The sequence below is a fragment of the Streptomyces sp. NPDC001848 genome (assembly GCF_042891915.1).
Taxonomy (GTDB): Bacteria; Actinomycetota; Actinomycetes; order Streptomycetales; family Streptomycetaceae; genus Streptomyces.
On the sequence record NZ_JBIATP010000022.1, the window covers coordinates 69,598 to 94,220 of the forward strand.

The 24,623-nt window shown below is 71.8% G+C and carries 18 protein-coding genes; 12 read left to right on the top strand and 6 right to left on the bottom strand.

Annotated features, from left to right (window positions below):
- Nucleotides 1-26 precede the first annotated feature (26 nt).
- The 3 genes from ACFYZJ_RS34120 to ACFYZJ_RS34130 all read left to right on the top strand — a co-directional run bounded on the left by ACFYZJ_RS34120 (nucleotide 27) and on the right by ACFYZJ_RS34130 (nucleotide 6,845).
- A complete protein-coding gene (locus ACFYZJ_RS34120) occupies nucleotides 27-2,363 on the top strand; it encodes a CDP-glycerol glycerophosphotransferase family protein (protein ID WP_388574756.1) in 2,337 nt (778 codons plus the stop codon).
- 76 nt (nucleotides 2,364-2,439) lie between these two features.
- Nucleotides 2,440-4,632 carry a CDP-glycerol glycerophosphotransferase family protein gene (locus ACFYZJ_RS34125; protein WP_388574759.1) on the top strand — a complete coding sequence of 731 codons (2,193 nt, stop codon included), beginning with the start codon at nucleotides 2,440-2,442 and terminating at the stop codon, nucleotides 4,630-4,632.
- Nucleotides 4,633-4,637: 5 nt separating this feature from the next.
- Nucleotides 4,638-6,845, top strand: a complete 2,208-nt coding sequence (locus ACFYZJ_RS34130; RefSeq protein ID WP_388574761.1) for a CDP-glycerol glycerophosphotransferase family protein — start codon at nucleotides 4,638-4,640, stop codon at nucleotides 6,843-6,845.
- A gap of 58 nt (nucleotides 6,846-6,903) precedes the next feature.
- On the opposite strand, the gene ACFYZJ_RS34135 is transcribed toward ACFYZJ_RS34130, so the two are convergent.
- Nucleotides 6,904-7,317: an organic hydroperoxide resistance protein gene (locus ACFYZJ_RS34135; RefSeq protein WP_388574763.1), complete on the bottom strand. Its 414-nt coding sequence runs from the start codon at nucleotides 7,315-7,317 to the stop codon at nucleotides 6,904-6,906.
- Between the two features lie 129 nt (nucleotides 7,318-7,446).
- Here ACFYZJ_RS34135 and ACFYZJ_RS34140 point away from each other — a divergent pair, with 129 nt between their 5' ends.
- The gene (locus ACFYZJ_RS34140; RefSeq protein ID WP_388574766.1) at nucleotides 7,447-7,947 is read left to right on the top strand and encodes a MarR family winged helix-turn-helix transcriptional regulator; all 501 of its coding nucleotides are present in this window, start codon (nucleotides 7,447-7,449) and stop codon (nucleotides 7,945-7,947) included.
- On the opposite strand, the gene ACFYZJ_RS34145 is transcribed toward ACFYZJ_RS34140, so the two are convergent.
- Nucleotides 7,944-9,431 (bottom strand): hypothetical protein, encoded by a 1,488-nt coding sequence (locus ACFYZJ_RS34145; RefSeq protein WP_388574769.1) that lies wholly within the window; start codon nucleotides 9,429-9,431, stop codon nucleotides 7,944-7,946. The genes ACFYZJ_RS34140 and ACFYZJ_RS34145 overlap by 4 nt on opposite strands.
- Before the next feature lie 244 nt (nucleotides 9,432-9,675).
- Between ACFYZJ_RS34145 and ACFYZJ_RS34150 the strand changes: the two genes are divergently transcribed.
- The 3 genes from ACFYZJ_RS34150 to galE all read left to right on the top strand — a co-directional run bounded on the left by ACFYZJ_RS34150 (nucleotide 9,676) and on the right by galE (nucleotide 13,598).
- Nucleotides 9,676-10,884 (top strand): glycosyltransferase 87 family protein, encoded by a 1,209-nt coding sequence (locus ACFYZJ_RS34150; RefSeq protein WP_388574851.1) that lies wholly within the window; start codon nucleotides 9,676-9,678, stop codon nucleotides 10,882-10,884.
- 42 nt (nucleotides 10,885-10,926) lie between these two features.
- A complete protein-coding gene (locus tag ACFYZJ_RS34155) occupies nucleotides 10,927-12,531 on the top strand; it encodes a glycosyltransferase family 2 protein (RefSeq protein ID WP_388574853.1) in 1,605 nt (534 codons plus the stop codon).
- 86 nt (nucleotides 12,532-12,617) lie between these two features.
- Entirely contained in the window at nucleotides 12,618-13,598 is a 981-nt protein-coding gene (gene galE / locus ACFYZJ_RS34160) for a UDP-glucose 4-epimerase GalE (protein WP_388574771.1), read from the top strand.
- 15 nt (nucleotides 13,599-13,613) lie between these two features.
- On the opposite strand, the gene ACFYZJ_RS34165 is transcribed toward galE, so the two are convergent.
- The gene (locus tag ACFYZJ_RS34165; protein WP_388574774.1) at nucleotides 13,614-14,567 is read right to left on the bottom strand and encodes an oxidoreductase; all 954 of its coding nucleotides are present in this window, start codon (nucleotides 14,565-14,567) and stop codon (nucleotides 13,614-13,616) included.
- A gap of 82 nt (nucleotides 14,568-14,649) precedes the next feature.
- Here ACFYZJ_RS34165 and ACFYZJ_RS34170 point away from each other — a divergent pair, with 82 nt between their 5' ends.
- On the top strand, nucleotides 14,650-15,255 hold the full coding sequence (locus tag ACFYZJ_RS34170; protein WP_388574777.1) for a TetR/AcrR family transcriptional regulator: 606 nt from the start codon (nucleotides 14,650-14,652) through the stop codon (nucleotides 15,253-15,255).
- A 200-nt stretch (nucleotides 15,256-15,455) separates the two neighbouring features.
- Here the strand turns inward: ACFYZJ_RS34170 and ACFYZJ_RS34175 are convergent, their stop codons facing one another.
- Nucleotides 15,456-16,082, bottom strand: a complete 627-nt coding sequence (locus ACFYZJ_RS34175) for a TetR/AcrR family transcriptional regulator (RefSeq protein WP_388574780.1) — start codon at nucleotides 16,080-16,082, stop codon at nucleotides 15,456-15,458.
- 260 nt (nucleotides 16,083-16,342) lie between these two features.
- Between ACFYZJ_RS34175 and ACFYZJ_RS34180 the strand changes: the two genes are divergently transcribed.
- The 4 genes from ACFYZJ_RS34180 (at nucleotide 16,343) to ACFYZJ_RS34195 (ending at nucleotide 22,176) form a co-directional block, all read left to right on the top strand.
- Nucleotides 16,343-17,257: an ABC transporter permease gene (locus tag ACFYZJ_RS34180; RefSeq protein ID WP_388574783.1), complete on the top strand. Its 915-nt coding sequence runs from the start codon at nucleotides 16,343-16,345 to the stop codon at nucleotides 17,255-17,257.
- On the top strand, nucleotides 17,250-18,134 hold the full coding sequence (locus ACFYZJ_RS34185) for an ABC transporter ATP-binding protein (protein WP_388574786.1): 885 nt from the start codon (nucleotides 17,250-17,252) through the stop codon (nucleotides 18,132-18,134). The genes ACFYZJ_RS34180 and ACFYZJ_RS34185 overlap by 8 nt, the downstream gene beginning before the upstream one ends.
- Nucleotides 18,135-18,274: 140 nt before the next feature.
- Nucleotides 18,275-20,506, top strand: a complete 2,232-nt coding sequence (locus ACFYZJ_RS34190) for a CDP-glycerol glycerophosphotransferase family protein (protein WP_388574789.1) — start codon at nucleotides 18,275-18,277, stop codon at nucleotides 20,504-20,506.
- Nucleotides 20,503-22,176 (top strand): glycosyltransferase family 2 protein, encoded by a 1,674-nt coding sequence (locus ACFYZJ_RS34195; RefSeq protein ID WP_388574792.1) that lies wholly within the window; start codon nucleotides 20,503-20,505, stop codon nucleotides 22,174-22,176. Before ACFYZJ_RS34190 ends, ACFYZJ_RS34195 begins: the two co-directional genes overlap by 4 nt.
- Before the next feature lie 234 nt (nucleotides 22,177-22,410).
- On the opposite strand, the gene ACFYZJ_RS34200 is transcribed toward ACFYZJ_RS34195, so the two are convergent.
- Nucleotides 22,411-23,994 (bottom strand): hypothetical protein, encoded by a 1,584-nt coding sequence (locus ACFYZJ_RS34200; protein WP_388574794.1) that lies wholly within the window; start codon nucleotides 23,992-23,994, stop codon nucleotides 22,411-22,413.
- Nucleotides 23,991-24,506, bottom strand: coding sequence for a GtrA family protein (locus ACFYZJ_RS34205; protein WP_388574796.1), 516 nt, complete (start codon nucleotides 24,504-24,506; stop codon nucleotides 23,991-23,993). The genes ACFYZJ_RS34200 and ACFYZJ_RS34205 overlap by 4 nt, the downstream gene beginning before the upstream one ends.
- Nucleotides 24,507-24,623: the final 117 nt, after the last annotated feature.

Consider the following 24,623-nt stretch of genomic DNA (forward strand, 5'->3'; position numbering starts at 1 on the left):
TCCGCGCCGATCACCATGGATGCTCTTTGCCCAGGTTCAGTGTCATCGTCCCCGCGTACAAGGTTCAGGCGTACCTGGAGGAATGCCTCACATCCGTGCTGGAGCAGTCGTTCACCGACGTCGAGGTGATCGCCGTCGACGACAGCTCGCCCGACGCCTGCGGGGCCATCATCGACGAGTTCGCCGCCCGTGACGCCCGCGTCCGCCCCCTGCACCTGCCCCGGAACACGGGTCTGGGGCCCGCCCGTAACGCCGGCCTGAGGCAGGCGACCGGCGACTACCTGCTCTTCCTGGACGGCGACGACACCCTGACTCCGCACGCGCTGAGGGACATCGCCGACCGGCTGAAGGAGACCTCCGACCCCGACGTCCTGGTCTTCGACCACGCCCGCACCTACTGGACCGGGAAGACCGTCCGCGACCAGCTCGCCGGTCTTCTCACCGAGCGGGGCCCGGCCCCCTTCCGCCTGGACGACCGCCCGGGCCTGCTGTCGATGCCCACGGTGGCGTGGAACAAGGCGTACCGCCGGGAGTTCGTCGAACGCGAGGGCTTCACCTTCCCGCCCGGCCACCACCAGGACACGCCGTGGACGTACCCGGTGCTGCTGACCGCCGAGACGATCGCCACCCTCGACCGGGTCTGCGTCCACTACCGCCGACGCCGCCGGGGCGGCGTCCCGGTGCCCCACCAGGCGGCCTCCGCCCCGTCGCGACGCCCGGTGCGCCTTGATGACGGGCACACGTTGCCCGCCGGTGCACCGGGCACCGGCAGCCGCCGGCACTTCGACGTCTTCGACCAGTACGACCGGGTCTTCGCGTACCTGGACGCGCACCCGGAGCTGGCCCGCTGGCGGCCGGTGCTGTTCCACCGGATGGCCGACCAGCTGGCCGCGATCCTCGCCCGGCGCGGCCGGTTGCCGGGCGCCTGCCGCGCCGAGTTCCTGCGCCTGGCCCGCGCCCACTACCGCCGCCACCGCGTCCCGGGCGCCCCGTTCCGGCTGCGCCACCTGCTGATCCGCCTGGGCAGCCACCGCACCCACCGCCTGCTGTTCCTGGCCTCCCGCCTGGCGCGCGGGGTGCGGCGCACGGTCGCCAGGTCGAGCCGCCGCCTGGCCGCCGCCGCGCTCCTCGCGCACTACCGCGTCCAGCTGTGTCTGCCGCTGCGCGCCGACCGGGCCGTCTTCACCCGGGACGCGGGCGGTTCCTACGGCTGCAACCCGGCCGCCCTGGAGTCCGCGTTCCGCAACCTTGTCCCGCAGATCCGCACCGCCTGGATCGCCCGCCCCGAGCACCACCACACCGTCCCGGTGGCCACCCGTCGGCTGCGGCCCGGCTCGGCCGCGTACTGGACGGCGCTGGCCCGCTCCAAGTACCTGGTCCACAACGCCGACTTCGACCCCCGCATGGTCAAGCGCCCGGGCCAGGTCCTCGTCCAGACCCGGCAGGGCACCCCGCTCAAGCGCATGGGCCTGGACCTGCAGGACCGTCCGGCCGCCGCCCGCGACACGGACTTCGCCCGGATGCTCCGCACCGCCGACACCTGGGACTACGTCGTCTCCGGCAACCGCCACTCCACCCTCGTCTGGGAGCGCGTCTTCCCGTCCGGCTTCACCACGCTGGAGTACGGGCAGCCCCGCAACGACGTCTTCGCCCGCGCCACCTCGGCGGACGTGTCCCGGCTGCGGCAGACGTTCGGCATCCCCGAGGGCTCGGTGGCGATCCTGTACGCGCCGACGTACCGCGACTACCGCCGCGGCCACCAGCCCTCCCTGGACCTGGAGCGTGTCCTGCGCCGGCTCGGCCCGCGGTTCGTGCTGCTCACCCGCGCGCACCCGGCCTGCGGCGAGCCGCCGGCGCGGACGGTCGAGGGGCGGGTCATCGACGTCACCGGCCACCCCAGCGTGGAGTCGGTCTGCCTGGCCTCGGACGCCCTGGTCACCGACTTCTCCGCGTTGATGTTCGACTACGCCAATCTGGACCGGCCGATCATCGTGTACGCGGACGACTGGGAGGCGTACGAGGCGGCCCGCGGCACCTACTTCGACGTCCGCGCCTTCCCGCCGGGCCCGGTCGCCCGCGACGAGGACGACCTGATCGACATCTTCGCGACGGGCCACTGGTGCGGCTCGCGCTCCGAGCAGCGGCGGGCCGCGTTCCGCGAGCGGTTCTGCCCGTACGACGACGGGCGCGCCGCCGAGCGGATCGTGCGCCGGGTGGTGCTCGGGGAGAACGCCTGGCAGCCGGCGGTCGTACCGCTGTCGCACCGTCATCCGGTCCCGTCCGCCGTCGCCGGCCTGCCGGCCCCGCCGCTCGCCTCGGTCCCGGTGCCCAGCCACGGCGTACCGGTCGAAGAACGCCTCTGATCCCCTGCCCGGCCCCGGAGGCCCGCGTGCCGCGCAGGCCCACCCCGGCAGGATCCGGCCCGAGAGAAAGAGCAGAATGCCCCGCTTCAGCATCATCGTCCCCGCCTCCGGTGTCGCCGGCCGTCTGTCCCAGGCGCTGGACTCGGTCCTCGCCCAGTCCTTCGGCGACTTCGAGCTGATCCCGGTCTGCGACGCGCCCGACTCACCCGCGGGGGTGGTCGCCGCCGCGTACGCCGAGCGGCACAGCAGGGTGGCCCCGCTCACCTCGCCGCCCTCCGGCGGCGCCGGCGTGGCCCGCACCGCCGGGATGGGGGCGGCGACGGGGGCGTATCTGCTGTTCCTGGAGGGCGACGACGTCCTGGTGCCCGGGGCGCTGGCGGCGATCGACGCGCGGCTGAGGGCGACGGGCGACGTGGACGTCCTCTACTTCGCCCACGAGCGGGCGCACTGGTGGGACCCCGAGACCTCCACACCACCGCTCGGCCCGACGCCGGACGGGGCGTTCACTCCCGGGCAGGCGCCTGGGCTGACGGGGGTGGCCGTGCCCGTGTGGAGTGCCGCCTACCGGCGGGCGTTCGTCACCGGGCACCGGCTCGCCTTTCCCACCGGCCACTGCGCCGACGTCGGCTGGGGTGGCCTGGTCACCCTCACCGCCGAGCGCCTGGCGGTGCTGCGCACGGTGTGCGTACGGCATCTGGTGAGCCGGCAGGGCAGCCCACTGCACACCCCCGGCGAGCACCAGTTCGATCTCCTCGACCAGGTGGAGCGCGTCCTGGTACGGGCCGCCGAACTCCGCCTGCCGGCCCACCGGGCGCGACCGCTGTTCGAGCAGCTGTTCTCCGCGGTGCTGCGGACGGCCGCGCATCCGGAGCTGCTGCCCGCGCACCGCCACCGGGCGTTCTTCCGACGAGCCGGCCGCCTCCACCGCCGCCACCGCCCGGCCGGCTTCCGGCCGCCGGCGGGCAGCCTCGGTGTGCAGCACCGGCTGCTCGCCTCCGGCGCCTACGGCGCGTTCCGGGCGCTGCGGGCCGCCAACCAGGGCGCGGCGAAGGCGGCCAGGAAGGCACCCCTGCCGCACATGCCGCGCACCCGCGCCCGCTACACGCTCCAGCTGCACCGCCCGCTCGACGAGAACCTCGCCGTGTACTGCGCCTACTGGGGCCGCGGCTACGCGTGCAACCCGGCCGCCATCCACGCCAAGGCCCGTCAACTCGCCCCGCACCTCCGCTCCGTGTTCCTGGTGGAGCCGGACGCGGTGGGCAGTGTGCCCAAGGACGTCGAGTACGCAGTGATCGGCAGCCGTGCCTCCTGGGACGTGCTGGCCCGCGCCAAGTACCTGATCAACAACGCCAACTTCGCCGACGGCGTCGTCAAGCGCCCCGGCAGCGTCCACCTGCAGACCCAGCACGGCACCCCGCTGAAGAAGATGGGCGTCGACCAGTCGCCGTACCCCGTGGTGGCGGCGTCGACCGGCAGCTTCGCCAGGCTGCTGGCGCGTGTGGACCGCTGGGACTACAACCTCTCCTCCAACCGGCACTCCACCGAGATGTGGGAGCGCGCGTTCCCGGGCTCGTACGAGACGCTGGAGTACGGCTATCCGCGCAACGACGTCTATTACACGGCGACCGCCGACGACGTGGCCCGCATCCGCCGCGAACTCGGCGTCCCGGAGGGGAAGACGGCCGTCCTCTACGCGCCGACGCACCGCGACCACAGCACCGGCTTCGAGGCGGGGCTCGACCTGGAGGCGTTCTGCGACGCGGTCGGCGACGACTTCGTGGTGCTGCTGCGCGCCCACTACTTCTACGACCGGGGCGCCGCCCGGGCCGCCGGCCGCGTCATCGACGTCACCCGGCACCGCTCCTCGGAGGACGTCTGCCTGGCCGCCGACGCACTGATCACCGACTACTCGTCGATCATGTTCGACTACGCCAACCTGGACCGGCCGATCGTCGTGTACGCCGAGGACTGGGACGTCTACCGGGAGATCAGGGGCGTCTACTTCGACCTGATGCAGGCGCCACCGGGCCGGGTGGTGCGCACGGAGGAGGAGCTCGCGGCCGTCTTCCGCGACGGCTCGTTCACCGACGCGGAGGCCGGGGCCGTGCGCGCCGCCTTCCGGCAGCGTTTCTGCCAGTTCGACGACGGGCGCGCCGCCGAACGCGTCGTGCGCCGGGTGCTGCTGGGCGAGCCGCCCGCGTCGATCCCGGCCGTGATCCCGCTCGCCGAGCGCATCCCGGCCCCGGCCCCTGCCCTGGTGAGGAGCTGACCGCCGTGCCCCGCTTCAGCATCGTCGTGCCCGTCTTCAAGGTGCAGGGCTTCCTGCGCGAGTGCCTGGACTCGGTCCTCACGCAGTCGTACACCGACTTCGAGATGATCGCCGTCGACGACCGCTCCCCCGACGGCTGCGGGGCGATCCTCGACGAGTACGCCGCCCGCGATCCGCGTGTGCGGGTGCTGCACCTGCCGGAGAACGTCGGCCTCGGCCGGGCCCGCAACGCCGGACTGCCGCACGCCGGTGGGGACTTCCTGCTCTTCCTCGACAGCGACGACACGCTCACCCCGGGGGCGCTGCGCGCGATCGCCGACCGGCTGGAGGAGACCGGGGACCCGGACGTGCTGGTCTTCGACTACGCCCGCACCTACTGGTGGGGCGGCATCCGCCGCAACGTGCTGGCCCGGGTCCTCGCCGAGAGCGGCGAGGGCACCTTCACGGCGGCCGAGCGACCGGAGATCCTGGACCTCCTGATGGTGGTGTGGAACAAGGCGTACCGCCGGGACTACGTCACCGGGCACGGCCTCGCCTTCCCGCCGGGCTACTACGAGGACACGCCCTGGACGTTCCCCGCCCTGCTCAGCGCCCGGCGGATCGCGACCCTGGACCGGATCTGCGTCAGCTACCGGCAGCGCCGCCAGGGCAACATCCTCTCCACCACCAGCCGCAGGCACTTCGACGTCCACGACCAGTACGAGCGGGTCTTCGCATACCTCGACGCCCATCCGGAGCTGGCCTCCTGGCGGCCGTACCTGCGCCGCAAGATGGGCGAGCACTGTCTGGACATCCTCGCCAAGCCGGATCGGTTGCCCGCCTGCGACAAGGGTGAGTTCTTCCGCCGCACCGCCGATCTCTTCCGCACCCACGGCACGGGGGAACCGGTCCCTGCGGAGCTGCGCGTGCTGGAGGGGGGGTACGCCGGCTACCTCCTCCGGCAGCGGGCCGCCACCGTCGCCGGCGCGCTCGGCCGGCGGCGTCGGCAGGCACGCGCGGTGGCGGCCGGGCAGGTCAAGCGCGGCTGGTCCTGGGCGCACGAGCGGCGGCCCCTGGATCCGAACCTGGCGGTCTACTCGGCGTTCAGGCACCGCGGCGTCCTCGGCGACCCGGCCGCGATCCACCGCGCGGCACGCGACCTCGCCCCGCACATCCGCGGTGTGTGGGTGGTGCGCCCGGACCAGGCGGAGCACCTGCCACCGGACATCGAGTACGTGTTCCCGGGCTCCCTCGGCTATCTGCGGGTCACCGCGCGGGCCACCTACTTCGTCAACAACGTGAACTGGCCCGGCACCCTGGCCAAGCGCCCCGGGAGCGTCCACATCCACACCCACCGGGGCACCCCGCTGAAGTACATGGGCGCCGATCTGCGGGACAAGCCGGGCGCCCGGCTGGGGGTCGACGTGCCGCAGATGCTGCGGCGCGCCGACCGCTGGGACTACAGCCTGGTCGCCAACCGCCACTCCGAGCTGGTGTGGGACCGTGCCTACCCCTGCGACTTCACCTCGGTGCGCAGCGGCAGCCCCCGCAACGACGTCCTGGTGGACGCCAAGCCCGGCGACGGGGCCGCCTTCCGGTTCCGGCACGGCATCCCCGAGGAGCACACGGTGGTGCTGTACGCGCCGACCCTCCGGGACTACGTGCGCGGCGGTCACATCGACCGCTTCGACCTGACCCGGTTCGCGGAGGACCTGGGCGAGGGCCACACCCTCGTCGTACGGCTGCACCCCTCGCTCGCGGACGGTCCGGCGCGCGGGATGGGCCTGGCCGAGCTGCACCGGCGGGGCGTGCTGGTCGACGCCACCGACGAGCCGCACGTCGAGGAGGTGATACTCGCCTCGGACGCCCTGGTCACCGACTACTCGGCCCTGATGTTCGACTACGCCAACCTGGACCGGCCGATCGTCGTGCACGCCGACGACTGGGGCGCGTTCCGGGCGGCGCGGGGCGCCTACTTCGACATCACGGAAGAAGCGCCGGGGCACGTCTCGCGCTCGTACCGGGAGCTGGCGTGGCTGTTCGCCTCCGGGTGCTGGCGGGACGAGGAGTCCGCGCGGCTGCGGGCGGGGTTCCGTGCGCGGTTCTGCGCCTTCGACGACGGGCGGGCGGCCGAGCGTGTGGTGCGCACCCTGATGCTGGGCGAGCCGGACGTCCGGACGTCGGTGCCGGCACCGGCGGCGGGCCACAGCGAGGCGCTCGCGCCGTCGCCGTGAACGCGCACGGCCTCGTACGCCGGGAAGGGTGCGTACGAGGCCGTGGGCCGGGCGGGCGTTACTCGATGACGAGCTCGACCGGGACGTTGCCGCGGGTGGCGTTGGAGTAGGGGCAGACCTGGTGGGCCTGCTCGACCAGCTTGCGGCCGGTCTCCTGGTCCACGCTGTCCGGGAGCTCGACGCGCAGGGTCACCGCGAGCGCGAAGCCCTCGCCCTGCTTGCCGATGCCGACCTCGGCGGTCACCGCGGCGTCGCTGACGTCCACCTTGGCCGCCCGGCCGACGAGGCCGAGCGCGCTGCCGAAGCAGGCCGCGTAACCGGCGGCGAACAGTTGCTCGGGGTTCGTGCCCTTGCCGTCGCCGCCCAGCTCCACCGGCAGGGACAGCCCGAGGTCGAGCTTGCCGTCGGAGGTGACGGCGCGCCCGTCACGGCCGTGGGTGGCGGTGGCGACAGCGGTGTAGAGCGCGTCCATGGAAAACCATCCCTCTCGAAGTCACACGGCGGCCGGTCCCTGACTGACCGGCGCCGTTTCACGTGGATAAGTAGAGCACACAATTCAGTTGTGCACAACTAAATGGCGGACAGGAGCTACCCTGTCCGCATGACGACCACGCCGACCCCCCGTACGGAGGCGACCTCCGCGGCCGAGGAGTACCTGCGCCTCGACCGCCAGATCTGCTTCTCGCTGCACGCCGCGTCGCGCGCCTTCAACGGCGTCTACCGCGTCGTCCTGAAGGACCTCGGGCTCACGTATCCGCAGTACCTGGTGATGCTCGTGCTGTGGGAGTACGGCGAGCTGCCGGTGAAGAAGCTCGGCGAGCACCTGCGACTGGACTCCGGGACGCTCTCCCCGCTGCTGAAGCGGCTGGAGGCGGCGGGCCTGGTGCGGCGGGAGCGCAGCAGGCGGGACGAGCGGTCCGTGCACATCCACCTGACGGACGAGGGCACGGCACTGAAGGAACGCGCGCTGCTGGTGCCGCGCCGGATCGCCGCGGCGACGGGCTTCGACCTGGCGGAGATCACCGAACTGCAGAACCGCATCGACCGCCTGACCCGCGCCCTGGACGCGGCGGCGCTGGACGAGACCCCCGGCTGCGGCTAGGGCTTGTGCCGGCGCACGTAGAGTCGAAGTGTGAGGTGGGGCCGTACATACTCCTCACGGGTGAGGAAGTCCCGCTTCACCACCGCCAGTTTGGCGCGTTCCGTGGCGTTCCAGGGAATCCAGGAGGGGTCCAGCGCATAGCGCTCGCTGACCACCCAGACGTACCTCAGCCCCTCGAGCCGCCGCCGCAGCTCCTCGGGCCCGACCTCCCGTCCGTAGAGCGTTCCGCTCTCGGCGGCCGGCACGGCCAGCGCCACGTCCCGGACGCCGCGGAACCCGGCCGGATAGGCGAGCGCCGACCGCCGCTCCAGCGAGGGCAGGAACAACACGGGATCCCCGGCCCGCACCCGCCGCGCCACGGCCGCGGACACGGCCCCGAGATCATCGGGCCGGTGCGCGGCCCGCCGATCGGCCCGCAGCAGGGGCAGCTGTGCGAGGAACCCACAGCAGACGGCGACGACCCCGAGCAGGGCGACACCGGTGCCGGGCACACACCGGCCACCCGGCCGCAGCCGCCCGACCACCCCGGCCATCCGCTCCGCCCCGGCCGCCGCCAGCAACGGCACCCCGGCCAGCGAATACAGCACATACCGGTCGTCGTACAACGGCCGAAGCTGCGACACCCCCATCAGTACCGCGGGCGGAATCACCAGCAGCGGCCCCGCGACCCCCACCAGGGAGACCCTCCGCGGCAACGGTGCCGCCACCGCCAAGACCGCCAGCCCCAGGCACGGCAGAAGCACCCGGTGCGACGGGCCGAAGAACTGTCCCACCAGCCTCTCCACGCTCCGCCCGTCCGGCGCCGTCAGCCACGCCACCTGCTCGGCCTGGCCCCGGGACACCAGCACCAGAGGCAACAGCACCACCACAGCGGCCCCGGCCGCACTCCCCCACCCCCGCCACACGCGCCCCGGCACCCGCGCCAACGCCAACGTGCCGGCGTGCGCAGGCAGCGTCAGCACCGCGAACTCGTGCAGGACACACGTGACGGCGACCACCAACCCGTACGGCCACCACCTCCCGCCCTCCACGGCCCGCACGAGCAGCAGCGTCGCCCCCGCCACCCCGGCCGCGACCAGCGCGTAGGAACGCCCTTCCTGGGCGTAGTGCCCGACCATCGGCGTGACCGCGTACAGCAGCCCGGCCCACAGCCCCACCCGCGGCCGCCCGAGCCGTACCCCCAGCGCGGCGACCAACCCCGCCGCCGCGGCCGCCCCGCACACGGAGGGCAGCCGCAGCAGCACCTCGCCGGGGTGGAGCGCCAGGACCGGGTGCATCAGCAGGTAGTACAGGCCGTGCACCGCGTCCACGCTCCGCAGCAGATGCCAGATCTGCGGCAGCGAGCGGCGCGCCACCTGGAAGGTGGCCGCCTCGTCACGCCACATGCCGTCGCGGTCCAGCCCCCACAGCCCGAGCGTGGACATGACCGCCACGGGTACGAGGACGGCGATACGCTCCCTGCGCCTCAACGGTGACCGGCTCATGCCCGCATTCAACATGCGCGGGTTTCGTACGATTAAATAACTTTTGCCCTGTGTTGACGCCGTATCCACCACACACGCCATACAGACGGCCTACCATCCGGGCTTGATGAGTGCCTTGAAGACTGCCCTGGAACGCCCGGCGACCAGACCGGCACCCTTTTTCCCGCCGCCCTTCTGGAAGAGGGTGCGCCGGACACATCGGTTGCTTCTGCTCGCCGCCGGCTGGCTCGCCACCCGTGCCCTGATGCTCTGGCTGCTCGTCCACGACCAGTACGCCCTGCTCGGCCGGGGCGGCGTCGCACGCGAGGTCTGGAAACTCTACTTCCACTGGTACGGCGTCCTGCGGCACGGCGCCTTCCCCTCCGGCGACCACCTGTGGCAGTACCCACCCGGCGCAGGCGCGGTGCTCCTGTCACCCGCGCTCCTGCCGGGACTGACCTACTTTCAGGCGTTCGTGGTCATCACGTTGTTCACGGACGCCTTGGTCACCCTCGTCCTCGCGTACGCCGGCACCCGCCGGGGCCGCTCCCTGCGCGGCGCGGCGCTGTGGATCGCCGGTCTGCCGCTGCTGTGGCACATCCCGCTCGTCCGGTACGACGTCCAGGTCACCGCGTTCGCGGTGATCGCGCTGCTCACGATGTCGCGCTCCCCACGCATGGGCGGAGTGTTCGCGGCCCTCGGCGCCCTGGTGAAGGTGTGGCCGGCGCTGGCGCTCCTCGGCACACCGCGGGGCCGCGGCACCCGCCAGGCGTGGACGGCGGCGGTCGTCACCGTGCTGACGCTGCTCGCCGTGGTCGCGGTCCTGTTCCGCAACCCGTTCGACTTCCTGCGCCAGCAGGGCGGCCGGGGCGTGCAGATCGAGTCGCTCGGCGGCACGGTACTGATGTTCGCGCGCCACGCCGGGTGGTCGGGCACCACCCGCTACCAGTACGGCGCCGTGGAGTTCGTCGGCCCGCATGTGCACGCGGTCGCCGTCTGCTCGCTCGCGCTGACCGCGGTCGCCTTCGCACTGCTGCTGCTGTGGCGGCTGCGCGCCCGCCGCTGGACGCCGGCGACCCCGTACGACGCGGCGCTGACGGCCGTGCTGCTGTTCACGGTGACGAGCCGGGTGATCAGCCCCCAGTACATGATCTGGCTGGTCGGGCTGGCCGCCGTCTGCCTGACCACACGGCACACCACGCAGCGCCCGGTGGCCTGGCTCATCCTCGCGGCGACCGCGATCAGTGCGGTGGTGTACCCCGCCTTCTACGGGTATGTGATCAGCTCCACCTGGAGGGGCTGTCTGCTCATGCTGGCCCGCAACGGGCTGCTGACCACCGCGGCGATCGTGTCCTTCGTCCGTCTGTGGCGTTCCGGACGCGCGGTCCCGCGGCGAGAGAATTCGGACGCCACAGTGGGGAACCAGGAGCAGGTACCCGTCACTCTTCCCCGCAGGAGGTCGATGGCCTCTTAACAGATAATTACCAGGTGTCCGTATTCTCAGCTCGTGGATGCGATGGGTCACCCTCATGATGCACAGGTCAGCGTCGTCGTCATCGGATACGACGACGCCGCCCATGTGACAGACGCGGTCCGTTCGGCCCTCGCGCAGGGCGGGGTCGTCCGCGAAGTGATCGCGGTCGACGACTGTTCGTCCGACGGCAGCGCCGAGCTGCTGCATGCCCTGGCGGCCGAGGAGCCGCGCGTGCGGGTGATCAGCCGGACCGCCAACAGCGGCGGCTGCGGGACCCCGCGCAACGACGGGATCGACGCGGTGACCGCCCCGTACCTGATGTTCCTGGACAGCGACGACGTGCTGCCGCCCGGCGCGGTGGACGCGCTGCTCATGGCGGCCGTCGCGCACGGCACCCAGCTCGCCGCGGGCCTGTGTGTGCGCCGTGAGCTGCCCTCGGGCCGGGAAGTCCCCTGGCAGCCCGAGCTGTACGAGCAGGCCGCCGTGGTCTCCCACCCCTCCCGGCGCCCCCGCCTGGCCCACGACACGCTGTGCGTCAACAAGCTCTACCGCACCGACTTCCTGCGCGAGCACGGCATCCGCTTCCCCGACGGCCGCTTCCCGTACGAGGACTTCGTCTTCGGCGCGCGCGTCCTGGCCGCCGGCCCGAGCATCGCCGTGATCCCGGACACCGTGTACATCTGGCACGTGCGCCGCTCCGCCCAGCGCCTGTCCATCTCCCTCGACCGCGCCGACATCGACAACTGGAAGGCGCGCATGGAGGCGAACCGGCAGTCGTACGAGATCCTGCTGGGCTCCGGCGAGAAACAGCTGGCGCGGGCGGCACGCACCACCTTCCTGGACCGGAGCCTGCGCATGTACGCGCGGGAACTGCCGTTGCGCGACGACGGGTACCGCAGGGAGTGGTGGCGGCTCACGCGCACCTACCTCGAGGATTTCGACCCGGACGACTACGCGCAGGCGTCCGTGTCGGGGCGGATCCTCGCGCAGGTGGTGCTCGCCTCCGAAGCGCCGCGCGATCTGCACCGGCTCAAGGAGCTCGCGGCCCGTCCGGCGCGGCTGACCCCGCCGTACGCGAGGACGGCGGACGGAACGCCCATCTGGTCCGACGACCTGCCGCAGGTCCAGCTCGAGCACCTGCTGCACCGCCCCATGCAGGAGCTGCCGGTCACGGTCGACGCGGAACTGCGCCCACGCGCGCGTGCCGGCCGGCTGCGGCTGCGCCTGCACGAGCTGTACGGGCGGGTGGAGAACGCCCGTCCGGCCCGGGTGGACGTGGAGTTCGTGCTCCGGGAGGACGAGAAGCGGGTGGGGCTGGCCCGCACGGCCCCGCTCCGGAAGGAGCCGGGCTCCGACGGCTGGACCGCCGAGACACCCGTGGACCTGGCGGCGCTCGGGGCCGGCACCTGGGACCTGAAGCTGACACTCCGCTTCGATGACGGAACGAGCCGTGAGACCGCGCCGCACGCCGTCACGGGCGCCGGCCTGCTGCGCCGCCAGGCGGTGCCGAGCCCGAGGCACGGTGTGCTGCTGGTACAGCCGTACGCGACGCACTCGGGGGCCCTGGCGCTCCGGGTGGCGTCGGGGGCACGGGGAGTGACCTCGGTGGTGCGGCGCAGGCTCCGGCGCCTGCTTCACTTGAGGTGACGGGTGACGGGCAGGGACGCGCCACCTGCTTCACTGGGGTGGCAGCAAGAACACGACAGGCCAACGAGCAAGGAGACGGCCGCATCATGACCTGGCTGATCACCGGCGGTGCCGGTTACATCGGGGCGCACGTCGTCCGCGCGATGACCGAGGCGGGCGAGCGCGCCGTGGTGTACGACGACCTGTCCACGGGGATCGCCGAGCGCGTGCCCGCCGAGGTGCCGCTGGTGGAGGGCTCGACCCTGGACGGCGCACTGCTACGCCGCACGCTGGCCGCGCACTCGGTCACAGGGGTCGTGCACCTCGCGGCGAAGAAGCAGGTGGGCGAGTCGGTCGAGCTGCCGCTGCACTACTACCGGGAGAACGTGGAAGGGCTGCGCGTCCTGCTGGAGGCGGTGACGGAGTGCGGGGTTCCGTCCTTCGTGTTCTCCTCGTCCGCCGCCGTGTACGGCATGCCGGACGTGGACCTGGTGACGGAGGAGACGCCGTGCGTCCCGATGTCGCCCTACGGCGAGACCAAGCTGGCCGGCGAGTGGCTGGTCCGGGCGACGGGGAAGGCGACCGGTCTGTCCACGGCGTCCCTGCGCTACTTCAACGTGGCGGGCGCGGCGAGCCCCGAGCTGGCGGACGTGGGCGTGTTCAACCTGATCCCGATGGTCTTCGAGAAGCTGACGCAGAACGCGGCCCCGCGCATCTTCGGCGACGACTACCCGACGCCCGACGGCACCTGCATCCGCGACTACATCCATGTGGCCGACCTGGCGGAGGCCCACGTCGCCGCCGCTCGCGCGCTCCAGGCCTCCCCCGGCACGGACCTGACCCTCAACATCGGCCGCGGGGAAGGCGTGTCGGTACGCGAGATGATCGACCGCATCAACGCGATCACCGGCTACGACATCGCGCCGACGGTCACTCCGCGCCGTCCCGGCGATCCGGCCCGCGTCGTCGCCTCCGCCGACCGGATCGGCCGGGAACTGGGCTGGACGGCGAAGCGCGACGTGGAGGACATGATCTCCTCGGCGTGGGAGGGCTGGGTCCGCAGGCATCCGGAAGCGGCGCGGCGCTAGGGTCATTCGTTCGGATCAGGCCGTCGCGTTCCTCGGGAGCGCGGACAGTTCCGGGAACGCGACACCGGTCAGCTCCTCGGAGACGGTCCACAGACGGCGGGCCGTCTCCGGGTCGCCGGCCGCCTGGGAGCGGCCGACCAGGGCCGGGGCGCCGCGCATCTCACCGAGCCCGTCGGGGCCGACATAGCTCGCGCCGGGCAGGTCCTGGGTCGCGGCGTACAGGGTGGGCAGCGCTCCCGCCTTGTCGTCCTGGGCGAACAGCCGGTTGCCGACCTTCATCGCGATCCGGCGCAGAGCGCTCGCGTCATGGCCCTGGAGGTTGGTCGCGGCCCAGCCCGGGTGCGCGGCCAGCGCCCGTACCCGTGAGCCCGCCTCGGTCAGGCGGCGCTGCAGCTCCAGGGTGAACAGCAGGTTGGCCAGCTTGGACTGGGCGTACGCCGCCATCGGGGAGTACGCGCCGGTCAGGTTCAGGTTCTCGAAGTGGATGCATGCACCGGGATACCGGTGCATGCCCGAGGACACCGTGACCACCCGGCCCCTGACGTGCGGCAGCAGCAGGTTCGTCAGGGCGAAGTGGCCCAGGTGGTTGGTGCCGAACTGGGTCTCGAAGCCGTCCTTGGTGGTGCCCTCGGGGACGTTCATGACACCGGCGTTGTTGACGAGCACGTCGATGTCGCCCTGCCACTCGCCGGCGAACTCCCGTACGGACGCGAGGTCGGCCAGATCGAGACGGCGCACCTCGAGGCGTCCCTTCGCACCGCGCACGGTGGCGGCTGCCGCCTCGCCGCGCCGGGGATCGCGCACGGCGAGCACGACACGGGCGCCGGCCCGGGCGAGGGCGTCGGCGGTGGCGAGGCCGAGGCCGCTGTTGGCGCCGGTGACGACGGCGGTGCGGCCGGTCTGGTCGGCCATGTCACCGACATTCCACTTGGTCTTCTTCCTGCTCTGTGTGCTCTGCGTCGTGGGCATGCGGGCCAAAGTAGGCGCTGACAACAATGCTGTCAATGTCAACAATGTAGGCGGCAACCACTTGGCCGATACACTGACCGGCATGCACACTCGCCGCCGCTACCACCACGGAGACCTCCGCGCCGCGCTGCTCACCCGGGCCGAGGAGACCCTCCGCGAGAAGGGGCCCGCCGCGCTGTCCCTCCGCGAACTCGCCCGCGACCTCGGCGTGAGCCACGCCGCGCCGAGCCGCCACTTCAAGGACAAGCAGGCGCTGCTGGACGCCCTGGCGTTGGCCGGTTTCCACCGGCTCGCACAGACGATGACGGCGGCCCTGAAGGAGACGGGCGAGTCGTTCGCCGAACGACTGAGGGCCGGGGCCCATGCGTACGTGGAGTTCGCCACCGCCAACGCCGAGTTGCTGGACCTCATGTACGCGATCAAGCACACCCCCGAAGCCTCCGAGGAGCTGAGCGCCGCGTCCCGGCGGTGGATCGAGCAGATGGAGAGCCTGATCATCGAGGGACAGCACCGCGGAGAGGTGCGCGACGGCCCCCTGGAGAGCGTGGGCACCGGGGTCTTCTCCACCCTGCACGGCTACGCCTCACTCGCGGCGAGCGACTCCTTGCCGGCGGAGGTGCGCGCACAGGACCTGGAGGAGCTGGTCGCGTTCATCCTGCGGGGCTGCGCACCGGAGAAGACCGGATGAGACGCCCGGGACCCGAAGGCGGACGGTGAGGGGCGGACGGTGAGGGGCGGACGGTGAGGGGCGGACGGTGAGGGGCGGGTTCGTCCCACGTCCGGCCTGCGAAGTACCCGGTGGCCGCGGGCGGAGTCGGCGCGGATCCCGCGAACGCCGATCGCCGTGCGGGTCCGTCACGCCGGCCCCGCGATCCGGCACACCGCGTCTCACAACGCCCTGAGCGCCCCCGCGGTGGCCCGGGCCAACCCGGCCAGGTACCCCTTCGGCAGCTTCGGGCCCCGTACCACCACCGCTCGCCAGTACAGCGGGCCCGAGATGAGGTCCAGGGCCAGGTCCGTGTCGATCGTTCCGCCGATCTCGCCGCGGGCGACCGCCGCCGCCACGATGCCGCTCGCCACGCTCTCCTGGCCCTCGCGCAGCGCCTTCTGCATGGCCTCGGCGATGTCGGGGTTGCGGGCCGCCTCCGCCTGGAGGTCCGGGATGATCTGGCCCGCCACCGGATGGCGCAGGGCCCGGGACGTGACCTCGTAGAGGAGACGGAGGTCACCTTCGAGGGAGCCGGTGTCGGGGGCCGGCAGGCCCTGGACCGCGATCGCCGAGACCAGGTCGAGGACCAGGTGCAGTTTCGAGCGCCACCGGCGGTACACCGCCGTCTTGCCGACACCGGCCCGGCGCGCGATGCCCTCGATGGACATCCGGGCGTAGCCGACGGCCGCCAACTCCTCGAAGACCGCCGAGCGAATGGCTTCGGTCACGTCCTCCCGCAGGACGGCCGCACCCGCGGGCGCCCTGCGGCGCCGTTTCACCTGGGCAGTGTCGGCGTTCGTCGTCATGCGGACCAGCATAGGGCGTGACGACGAAACGGTTGCGTTCCGACGTCGGATCGGCTTACCCTCGCGTTGCGACGATACGGTCCCGTTCCGACGTAAAGGACGGCAGTCCGGACCCCCGAGAGCGGTACAAGAGCCCTAGAGCCGAGCAAGACCCCGGCAAGAAACGTGAGAAACGCAGGGCGGCGGTACCAGAGGGGGTAACGCGACGGAACACTCGGTACCGGTTGTGCACCCGACCCCCCCGAGCGAAAGCAGCGGATGTGAGCCAGGTCCTCCACACACCGCCCCCGACGGCCACCGACCCGGCCGAGACCCCGGCGCAGCTCGCCGCCCGGTACGGCCTCGCGGTCAGCGGTGCCCGCCCCTCCCTGCCGGAGTACGTCCGCCAGCTGTGGGCGCGCCGCCACTTCATCACGGCCTTCGCCACCGCCAAGCTCACCGCCCAGTACAGCGAGGCGAAGCTCGGCCAGGTCTGGCAGGTGATGACGCCCCTGCTGAACGCGGCCGTGTACTACTTCATCTTCGGTGTGCTGCTCGGCACCAAGCACGGTGTGCCGGACTACGTCCCGTTCCTGGTCACGGGCGTGTTCATCTGGACCTTCACACAGAGCTCGATCATGGCGGGCACCCGCGCGATCTCCGGCAACCTCGGCCTGGTGCGCGCCCTGCACTTCCCGCGGGCGGCGCTGCCGATCTCCTTCGCGCTGCAGCAGCTCCAGCAGCTGCTGTTCTCGATGGCCGCCCTGGTCGTGATCCTGCTCTGCTTCGGGGTGCCCGTGGCCGCCTCCTGGGTCCTCGCGGTCCCGGTCCTGGTCCTGCAGTTCATGTTCAACGCCGGCGTGTCGATGATCGTGGCCCGGATGGGCGCCAAGACGCCGGACATCGCGCAGCTGATGCCGTTCATCCTGCGCACCTGGATGTACGTCTCGGGCGTCATGTGGAGCATCGACAAGACGCTGAAGCACAGCGGCATGCCGCACTGGGCGAAGCTGCTGCTGGAGTCGAACCCGGCGGCCGTCTACATCGACCTCATGCGCTTCGCGCTGATCGACAGCTTCAAGGCGCACCAGCTCCCGACCCACGTGTGGGCGTACGCGACGGGCTGGGCCCTGCTCGCCGGCGTCGGCGGCTTCATCTACTTCTGGAAGGCTGAGGAGACGTACGGCCGTGGCTGATCTCGTGAACGACGGACTGAACGACGGGCCGAACGACGAGCCGGTCCCCACCGTCATCTGCGACGGCGTCGACATCGTCTACCGCGTGAACGGCACCGGCGCGGGCCGTGGCTCCGCGACCGCCGCGCTCAACCGCATCCTGCGCCGCAAGCAGGCGGAGAAGGCGGCGGGCGTGCGCCGGGTCCACGCGGTGAAGAACGTGTCCTTCACCGCGTACAAGGGCGAGGCCATCGGCCTGATCGGGACCAACGGTTCCGGCAAGTCCACGCTGCTCAAGGCCATCGCCGGGCTGCTCCCGGTGGAGAACGGCAAGATCTACACCAATGGCCAGCCGTCCCTCCTCGGCGTCAACGCGGCCCTGATGAACGACCTGACCGGCGAGCGCAACGTCTACCTGGGCGGTCTCGCCATGGGCATGTCCCGGGAGCAGATCAAGGAGCGCTACCAGGACATCGTCGACTTCTCCGGCATCAACGAGAAGGGCGACTTCATCACACTTCCCATGCGCACGTACTCCTCCGGCATGGCCGCCCGGCTGCGCTTCTCCATCGCCGCCGCCAAGGACCACGACGTGCTGCTGATCGACGAGGCGCTCGCCACCGGTGACCGCGCCTTCCAGAAGCGGTCGGAGGAACGCATCCGCGAGCTGCGTCAGCACGCGGGCACCGTCTTCCTGGTCAGTCACAACAACAAGTCCATCCGGGACACCTGTGACCGGGTGCTGTGGCTGGAGCGCGGTGTGCTGCGCATGGACGGCCCGACCGAGGAGGTCCTCGAGGCGTACGAGGCGTTCACGGGCGGCGCCGACAAGGTGAAGGGCGCGGGCGCCGCGGGGCAGGCCGGCGCGCAGAAGAAGGAACCCGCGAGGGCGAAGTAGCATTCTCCTTCACCAGGGCGCGAAACGAGAGCTGTTGTTCGCCTCTCGTACGTGTCTCTTACCTATCTCGTATACGCCTTATACATGTTGTTCCATCAGCAGCAGTGCCGCCGTGGGCGTCTGAAAAGCAGGGAGGCCACGTGCAACCAGGGCTGAGCGTGATCGTTCACGGCCCCGAGACCCAAGGCCACCTGGGCGAGCTTCTCGACGCCCTCACCACCCGGCCCTTCGCCGAGGCCGAGGTGGTGATCGCGGCCGTCGGCGACTGGGCCCGGCAGGAGGCCGAGCGGCGCGCCGCCGACGACCCGCGGATGGTGGTGCTGCCGCTGCCCGAGGGCACGAGCGACGCCGTGGCCCGGGCCGCGGGCGCCGAGCGGGCCACCGGCCGCTGGCTGCACTTCGTGCACGCCAAGGACGGGCTGCCCGTGGGCGCCGTGCGCACGGTCGCCGACCGCACCGCGGAACTCGGCGACTCGGCCGACGTCCTGGTCGTGGACCATGTCCGCTCGACCTGGCAGACCTCGGGGGAGCCCAGCGAGGACCACCGGTTCCTGGCCCGGGCGAGCCGCCGCGGCGTCCCGCTCGCCGACTTCCCGCAACTGCTGCGGCTGACCCCCGTACTGGGCAACCGCGCCATACGCGCCGAGTTCTGGCGAAACCAGGGCATTGCAGACATCGCGGGCGATGACTTCCGTGATGACGAGGCGTACACCGCCCTCGCCGTGCTCCTGCAGGCCGACCGGATCGCCGCCCTCGACCACGCCGCGTACGAGATAAGGGAACTGCGCGAGGAGAGCCTGCCGCCGGTGACCGCCACCCAGCGGTACACCGTGATAGAGCGGTACGAGCGCCTGCACCAGATCCTGGCCGAACAGGGTGCGCCCGAGGGGCCGCGCGCCGTCCTCTACGACGTCATGGTCCGCGACCTGCTGCGCACGTTCGCGCGCAGCAGGATGCCCGACCAGGTGGCGCGGGAGTTCTTCGCCCGCGCGTCCCGGGCCGCCGTGCGCTGGCGGCCGGAGCACCACCAGCGCCCGGGTGGTTTCGAGGGCATCCGCCACCAGCTCCTGGAGGAGAACGCCTACACCCGTTACCGCGCCTTCCAGGCCGCCAACCAGAAGCGGCGCGAGGTGAAGTCGGTGGTCGCCACCGGCAAGCGCGAGGTGGGTGCGAAACTGCGCGACCACCGCTACCGGCGCGCGCTGAGCGAACCCGTCGACCCGAACCTGGCCGTCTTCTCGGCGTACTGGGACCGGGGCGTGGCCTGCAACCCGGCCGCGATCGCCGCGAAGCTCTCCGAGCTCGCCCCGCACATCCACCAGGTGTGGGTGGTCGCCCGCGCCAAGGCGGCGCTCCTGCCGCCGGGCACCGACCACATCATCGCGGGCACCCGCCGCTACTGGGACGTGATGGCGCGGGCCAAGTACCTCGTCAACAACGTCAACTTCCCCAACTCGGTGGTCAAGCGCCCGGACGCGATCCACCTGCAGACCCACCACGGCACCCCGCTCAAGCGCATGGGCCTGGACCAGCTGGACTTCCCGGCCGCCTCCAAGGGCCTGGACTTCGACGCGCTGCTGGCCCGGATCGACAAGTGGGACTACAGCCTGTCGTCCAACAGCCACTCCACCCGGATGTGGGAGCGGGCGTACCCGTCGCGGTACACGAAGCTGGACTACGGCTACCCGCGCAACGACGTCTTCTACTCGGCGACGGCCGAGGACATCCGCCGGATCCGTCAGCGCCTGGGCATCGCCCCGGGCCGCCGGGCCATCCTGTACGCACCCACCCACCGCGACTACGAGGCCGGCTGGACCCCGCGTCTCGACCTCGCCTCCCTCGCCGACCGGCTCGGCGAGGACACGGTCCTGCTGGTCCGCGGCCACTACTTCTACGGCGGCGCGGCCTCCCCGCTGACCGGTCTGCGCCGCTCGGGACGGGTGATCGACGTGTCGTCGTACGACCCCGTCGAGGACCTGTGCCTGGCGGCGGACGCGCTGGTCACGGACTACTCGTCCATCATGTTCGACTACGCCAACCTGAACCGCCCGATCGTGATATACGCCGACGACTGGGAGACGTACGCGAAGACGCGCGGCGTCTACTTCGACCTGATGGCGGAGGCGCCGGGCCAGGTGGCGCGCAGCCAGGAGGAACTGGCGGCCGCGTTCGAGACGGACGCCTGGCGGGACGAGGCCGCGCTGAAGTCGCTGGCCGCCTTCCGGCGCCGGTTCTGCGAGTTCGACGACGGGCGGGCCGCGGAACGGGTGGTGCGCCGGGTGTTCCTGGGCCAGAGCGAGGAGTCGCTGCCGCCGGTGATCCCCGTGGACGAACGCACCCCGGCCCCGACCCCCAAGGAGGCGAACGCGTGACGACGGCCGTGACCGCCGAGTCCCGAACCCCCGATGTGACGATCACGGTCATCGTCTACAACGACGCGGAACGCCTTCCGCGCGCGGTGGAGTCGCTGCTGCGGCAGACGCACACCAACATCGAGGTGATCATCAGCGACGACCACTCGACGGACGACACGCCGTCGGTGGCGCGGCGGCTGGCCGCCCAGGACGAGCGGGTGCGTTATCTGCGCCTGCCGGAGAACAGCGGCGGGTGCAGCGCACCGCGCAACCGGGCACTGGAGATCGCCCGGGGCCCGTATCTGATGTTCCTCGACAGCGACGACGAACTGCCCGAGAACGCGGTCGAGTTGCTGCTGGCGGCGCACCGCGAACGCGAAGTGGACTTCGCGATGGGCGCGGTGCAGCGCGTCCGTGTCGACACCGGACGGCGCACGACCTGGATGGCGCACCTCGTCGCCGAGCGGCGCACCGTGGAAGGCATCGACTCCGAGCCGGAACTGCTCTTCGAGCACCTGTCGACGAGCAAGATGTACCGGCGGGAGTTCCTGGACCGGCACCAGCTGCGCTTCCCCGAGGGGATCCACTACGAGGACCAGCTCTTCTCGGCGCAGGCGTACTGCCTGGCCCGGTCCTTCACGGTCATCCCGGAGCACGTGTACCGCTGGTACATAGCGCCGTACGTGGCGGCCGAGGCGGCCTCGATCTCCAACCAGCGGCACAAGCTGTCGAACGTCAGCGACCGCATCCACGTGCAGAAGCTGATCGACGAGTTCCTGACGGAGAGCGGGCACGAGGGGCTGCGCGAGCACAAGGACTACAAGTTCCTCAAGCACGACTTCCGGATGTACGCCGGTGACCTGCCCTACCGCGACGAGGAGTGGCTGGCCGGTTTCGCGGAGATCGTGACCCCGTATCTGGAGGGGCTCGCTCCCAGCGCCTACGCCCGGCTGCCGCGGGTGGAACGCGTGGTGATCCAGCTGATCCGCGACCGGCGGCTGGCCGAGGCGCAGGAGGCGGCGCGTGGGCTGGGCCACGGGGTGGCTCCCCGGGCGACGTCCACGGACGACTCGGGGGTGTACTGGGGCTCGCAGCTGCCGGCGTCCTCGTGGGCGCGGCGGGAACTGGACGTCTCGGACCTGGAGTTGGAGTACCGGCCGTTCCCGAGCGCGCTGTTCCGGCATGAGATCACGTCGATCGAACCGGGCCCGGGTGCGTCGGTGAACCTGTCGATCCGGACGTACGACCCGGGCCTGCGACTTCCCGTGGGCCCGCAGCGGGCGAGCATCGTGGTCGCGCCGGGGCGGCGCCGCCTGGTGACGGCGTTCCGCCTGGACCCCGTGCGTCCCGGTGTCTTCGAGGGCCGGGTGCGGGTGGACCTGGCGGCGGCGCAGCTGCCGGTACAGGGGTTCCAGGGCATCCGCCATCCCATGCTGCGCCTGGAACAGCAGGGCCTGTTCAACACGGGCGTACTGCTGGCGCCGCTGACGTTCCCGGCACTGACGGCCACGCAGGTCGGCACGCTGCCGCACGAGGTGACCGTGGAGCCGGAGGGCCGCGGGGCGGGACGCCTGCAGCTGCGCTGGCGGCCGGTGGGAGTCACGGCGAAGGTCGGTCCGGTGGTCCGACGGGTCGCGGGGCCGCGCGTGCGGCGCGCTGCGCGGCTGGTACGGAGCGCATTGCGGTAAGGGTGCGGGGCGGCGGGGGCGAGCGGGGATTGCTCGCCCCCCCCGCCCCTGCCCGTCGCGTCCTCCAGGGGCTGGGCCCCTCCAGAGCTAGGCCCTGGAGGGGCCTTTTCAACGCCGGTCGGCCACAACCAGCCCGTCCGGCGATTGAGGACGAGGCCGTTCAGGCCGAAGGGGGGTCTGGGGGCGCAGCCCCCAGGGAGGGGAAGGGTAAGGGCGGCGGGGGCGAGAACCCCCCTAGCGGGCCGCCACCTCGTACAGGACCTGTCCCCCAGGCCCCGAGGCCACCTTTCGCAGCGCCCCGTCCCCCGCCGGCAGACCCCCGTCCGACCGCCGCTGGACCACCCACCGCACCCCGTACTTCCGCAGCACCCCCAGCCGCTCGGCGCGCGAGGACCCGGCCGCGAAGTACGTCCGTACCGCCGCGTCCCGCCGCGCCTCGTCCGGCAGGAAGAAGTCCGGGTAGCCCGGCGCCACCGTGTAGGCCCCGTACGCCGGGATCTGCCGTGCGGGGTTCGTCTTGGCCATCACCACGTCCCCGTATCTCACCCACGGCGTGATCCAGTGGTATCCCACCCAGGGGTCCCGGTACCTCTCCGCGACGGCCCCGGGCAGCGCGCTCCGCCCCGTCACGTACCCGACCGTCTGGATCTGCGTCCACGCCCCCACGGCCAGCGCCACGGCCAGCACCCCGGCCGCCACGTTCCGCAGTGCGCCCCGCGCCGCCCCGGCGACCTCCACGGCCGCCGCCAGCTGCGCCGGGATGAGCACCGCCGGCAGCGCCCGCCCCCAGGAGTAGTGACCGGTCAGGCCGCCCAGGCCGAACACCAGGACGCCCAGGGCGAAGAACAGCACCAGGGGGTCCAGACGGTCCCGCCGCGCCCGTACCCCGAGCGCCACCACCCCGAGCAGCACCAGGCAGAACCGCGGGAACAGGTGCTCGTAGAGCGGACGGTGGATCTCCTCGAGGCCGCCCACCCCGAACAGGGCGAAGAAGTCGTAGTACGGCCACAGCGCGAGGATCACGGCGCCCAGGACCAGCCCGGCGCCAAGACGCAGCCACGTCCTGAGTCCGGCCCGCGCCCCGATCACCGTCGCCAGCGCGCCCAGTGTCGCGACCACGCCGGTGAACTGGTGGCTGAGCAGGATCACCGCCCACAGCGCGCCAAGACCGAGGAACGCCACCCAACCGCCCCGGCCGCCCTCGCTCTTCGGCATCCGCGTCAGCAGCGCCCAGAAGTGGAAGGTCAGCCCCAGTGCGAACACGCTCGGGTACGCCACCGTCAGCGCCAGCGAGTTCAGCCCGATGAAACCGCTCCAGTTGAAGACCTGCGTGCCCCACAGCAGCACCAGGCACAGCAGCGCGAGCGGCGGGGCGAGACGGTGCCGGCTCAGCGTGCGGACGTACCGCCACACGCCCGTCACCAGCAGCGTCAGGCTGATCAGCGCACCGATGCGCAGGACCACCCAGACGGACAGCCCGGTCACCCGGGCCACGACGCCGAGGAAGAGCATCCACGGCGAGTAGTACGGGCTCGGCGTCTTCTCGTCGACCAGTGGATTGCCGGGATCCAGCAGCCGGTGCCGCAGCCGTTCCACGGTCGCCGCGTGCATGCCGAGGTCACCGACCCACGGCAGCCGCACGATGACGAGCAGCATCAGCACCACGAGCAGTGCCACCACCGCCCACAGCGCCACGCCGACCGTGCCGTTCGGCGTCCTCACGGCCGCGAGCGGGCCCCAGGGCCGCCCGAGCCGCTTGCCGTCGGCCCGGTCTCGGGCCTCGTCGGTCCCTCCGGTCCCCTGCGCTGCGACGCTCATCGCGCTCCGGTGCCCCGCTTCGCAGCACCGTGCTGGAACACCCAGGTCCGGTACACCAGGAAGCGGAACGCCGACGCCAGCACGATCGACAGCGCCTTCGCCACGTTGGAGCCGATCGGCCCGTTCATGCCGAGGCCGTGGAAGCCGGCGTAGAACAGGATGGTCTCCATCGCCACGCCGACCCCGCTGAAGACGAAGAACAGCACGATCTGCTGCCGGGTGCGCGAAGCCCGGTCGCGGTAGGCGAAGAAGCGGAAGCCGACGTAGTTGGTGCCCATGGCGATGACGCTGGCGAGCACCGTCGCCGGCGTCGGCCACCACGCCAGGCCGTGCAGGAGGGCGTTGAAGACGAGGATGTTGACCGCGACACCGCTGCCGCCGACGACCCCGAACTTGATCACCTCGGCCGCCAGCCGCCGGACCCGGGAAAGCGCCGGGACGGGGGCGGCAGAGACGGTCTCGGCAACCGGGCGAGCGACCTGGGGCCGCTGCTCGGTGAGGTTCACAGACACGGGTACGGGTCCTCCACTCGTCCGACGATCACGCCAAACCTATTCCGAACGTCCCGTCTAACAGGGGCGAGTAAAACGAAGGGGTGGATTCCCCTAGGTCTTGGCAAGAAAGCGTCA

Bases quoted from the DNA above. Each gene is read 5' to 3' on its own strand.
- ACFYZJ_RS34125 (WP_388574759.1), top strand. From the start codon at position 2,440: ATGCCCCGCTTCAGCATCATCGTCCCCGCCTCCGGTGTCGCCGGCCGT.
- ACFYZJ_RS34135 (WP_388574763.1), bottom strand. From the start codon at position 7,317: ATGGACGCGCTCTACACCGCTGTCGCCACCGCCACCCACGGCCGTGAC.
- ACFYZJ_RS34140 (WP_388574766.1), top strand. From the start codon at position 7,447: ATGACGACCACGCCGACCCCCCGTACGGAGGCGACCTCCGCGGCCGAG.
- ACFYZJ_RS34145 (WP_388574769.1), bottom strand. From the start codon at position 9,431: ATGAGCCGGTCACCGTTGAGGCGCAGGGAGCGTATCGCCGTCCTCGTA.
- ACFYZJ_RS34150 (WP_388574851.1), top strand. From the start codon at position 9,676: ATGCTCTGGCTGCTCGTCCACGACCAGTACGCCCTGCTCGGCCGGGGC.
- ACFYZJ_RS34155 (WP_388574853.1), top strand. From the start codon at position 10,927: ATGGGTCACCCTCATGATGCACAGGTCAGCGTCGTCGTCATCGGATAC.
- galE (WP_388574771.1), top strand. From the start codon at position 12,618: ATGACCTGGCTGATCACCGGCGGTGCCGGTTACATCGGGGCGCACGTC.
- ACFYZJ_RS34165 (WP_388574774.1), bottom strand. From the start codon at position 14,567: ATGCCCACGACGCAGAGCACACAGAGCAGGAAGAAGACCAAGTGGAAT.
- ACFYZJ_RS34170 (WP_388574777.1), top strand. From the start codon at position 14,650: ATGCACACTCGCCGCCGCTACCACCACGGAGACCTCCGCGCCGCGCTG.
- ACFYZJ_RS34175 (WP_388574780.1), bottom strand. From the start codon at position 16,082: ATGACGACGAACGCCGACACTGCCCAGGTGAAACGGCGCCGCAGGGCG.
- ACFYZJ_RS34200 (WP_388574794.1), bottom strand. From the start codon at position 23,994: ATGAGCGTCGCAGCGCAGGGGACCGGAGGGACCGACGAGGCCCGAGAC.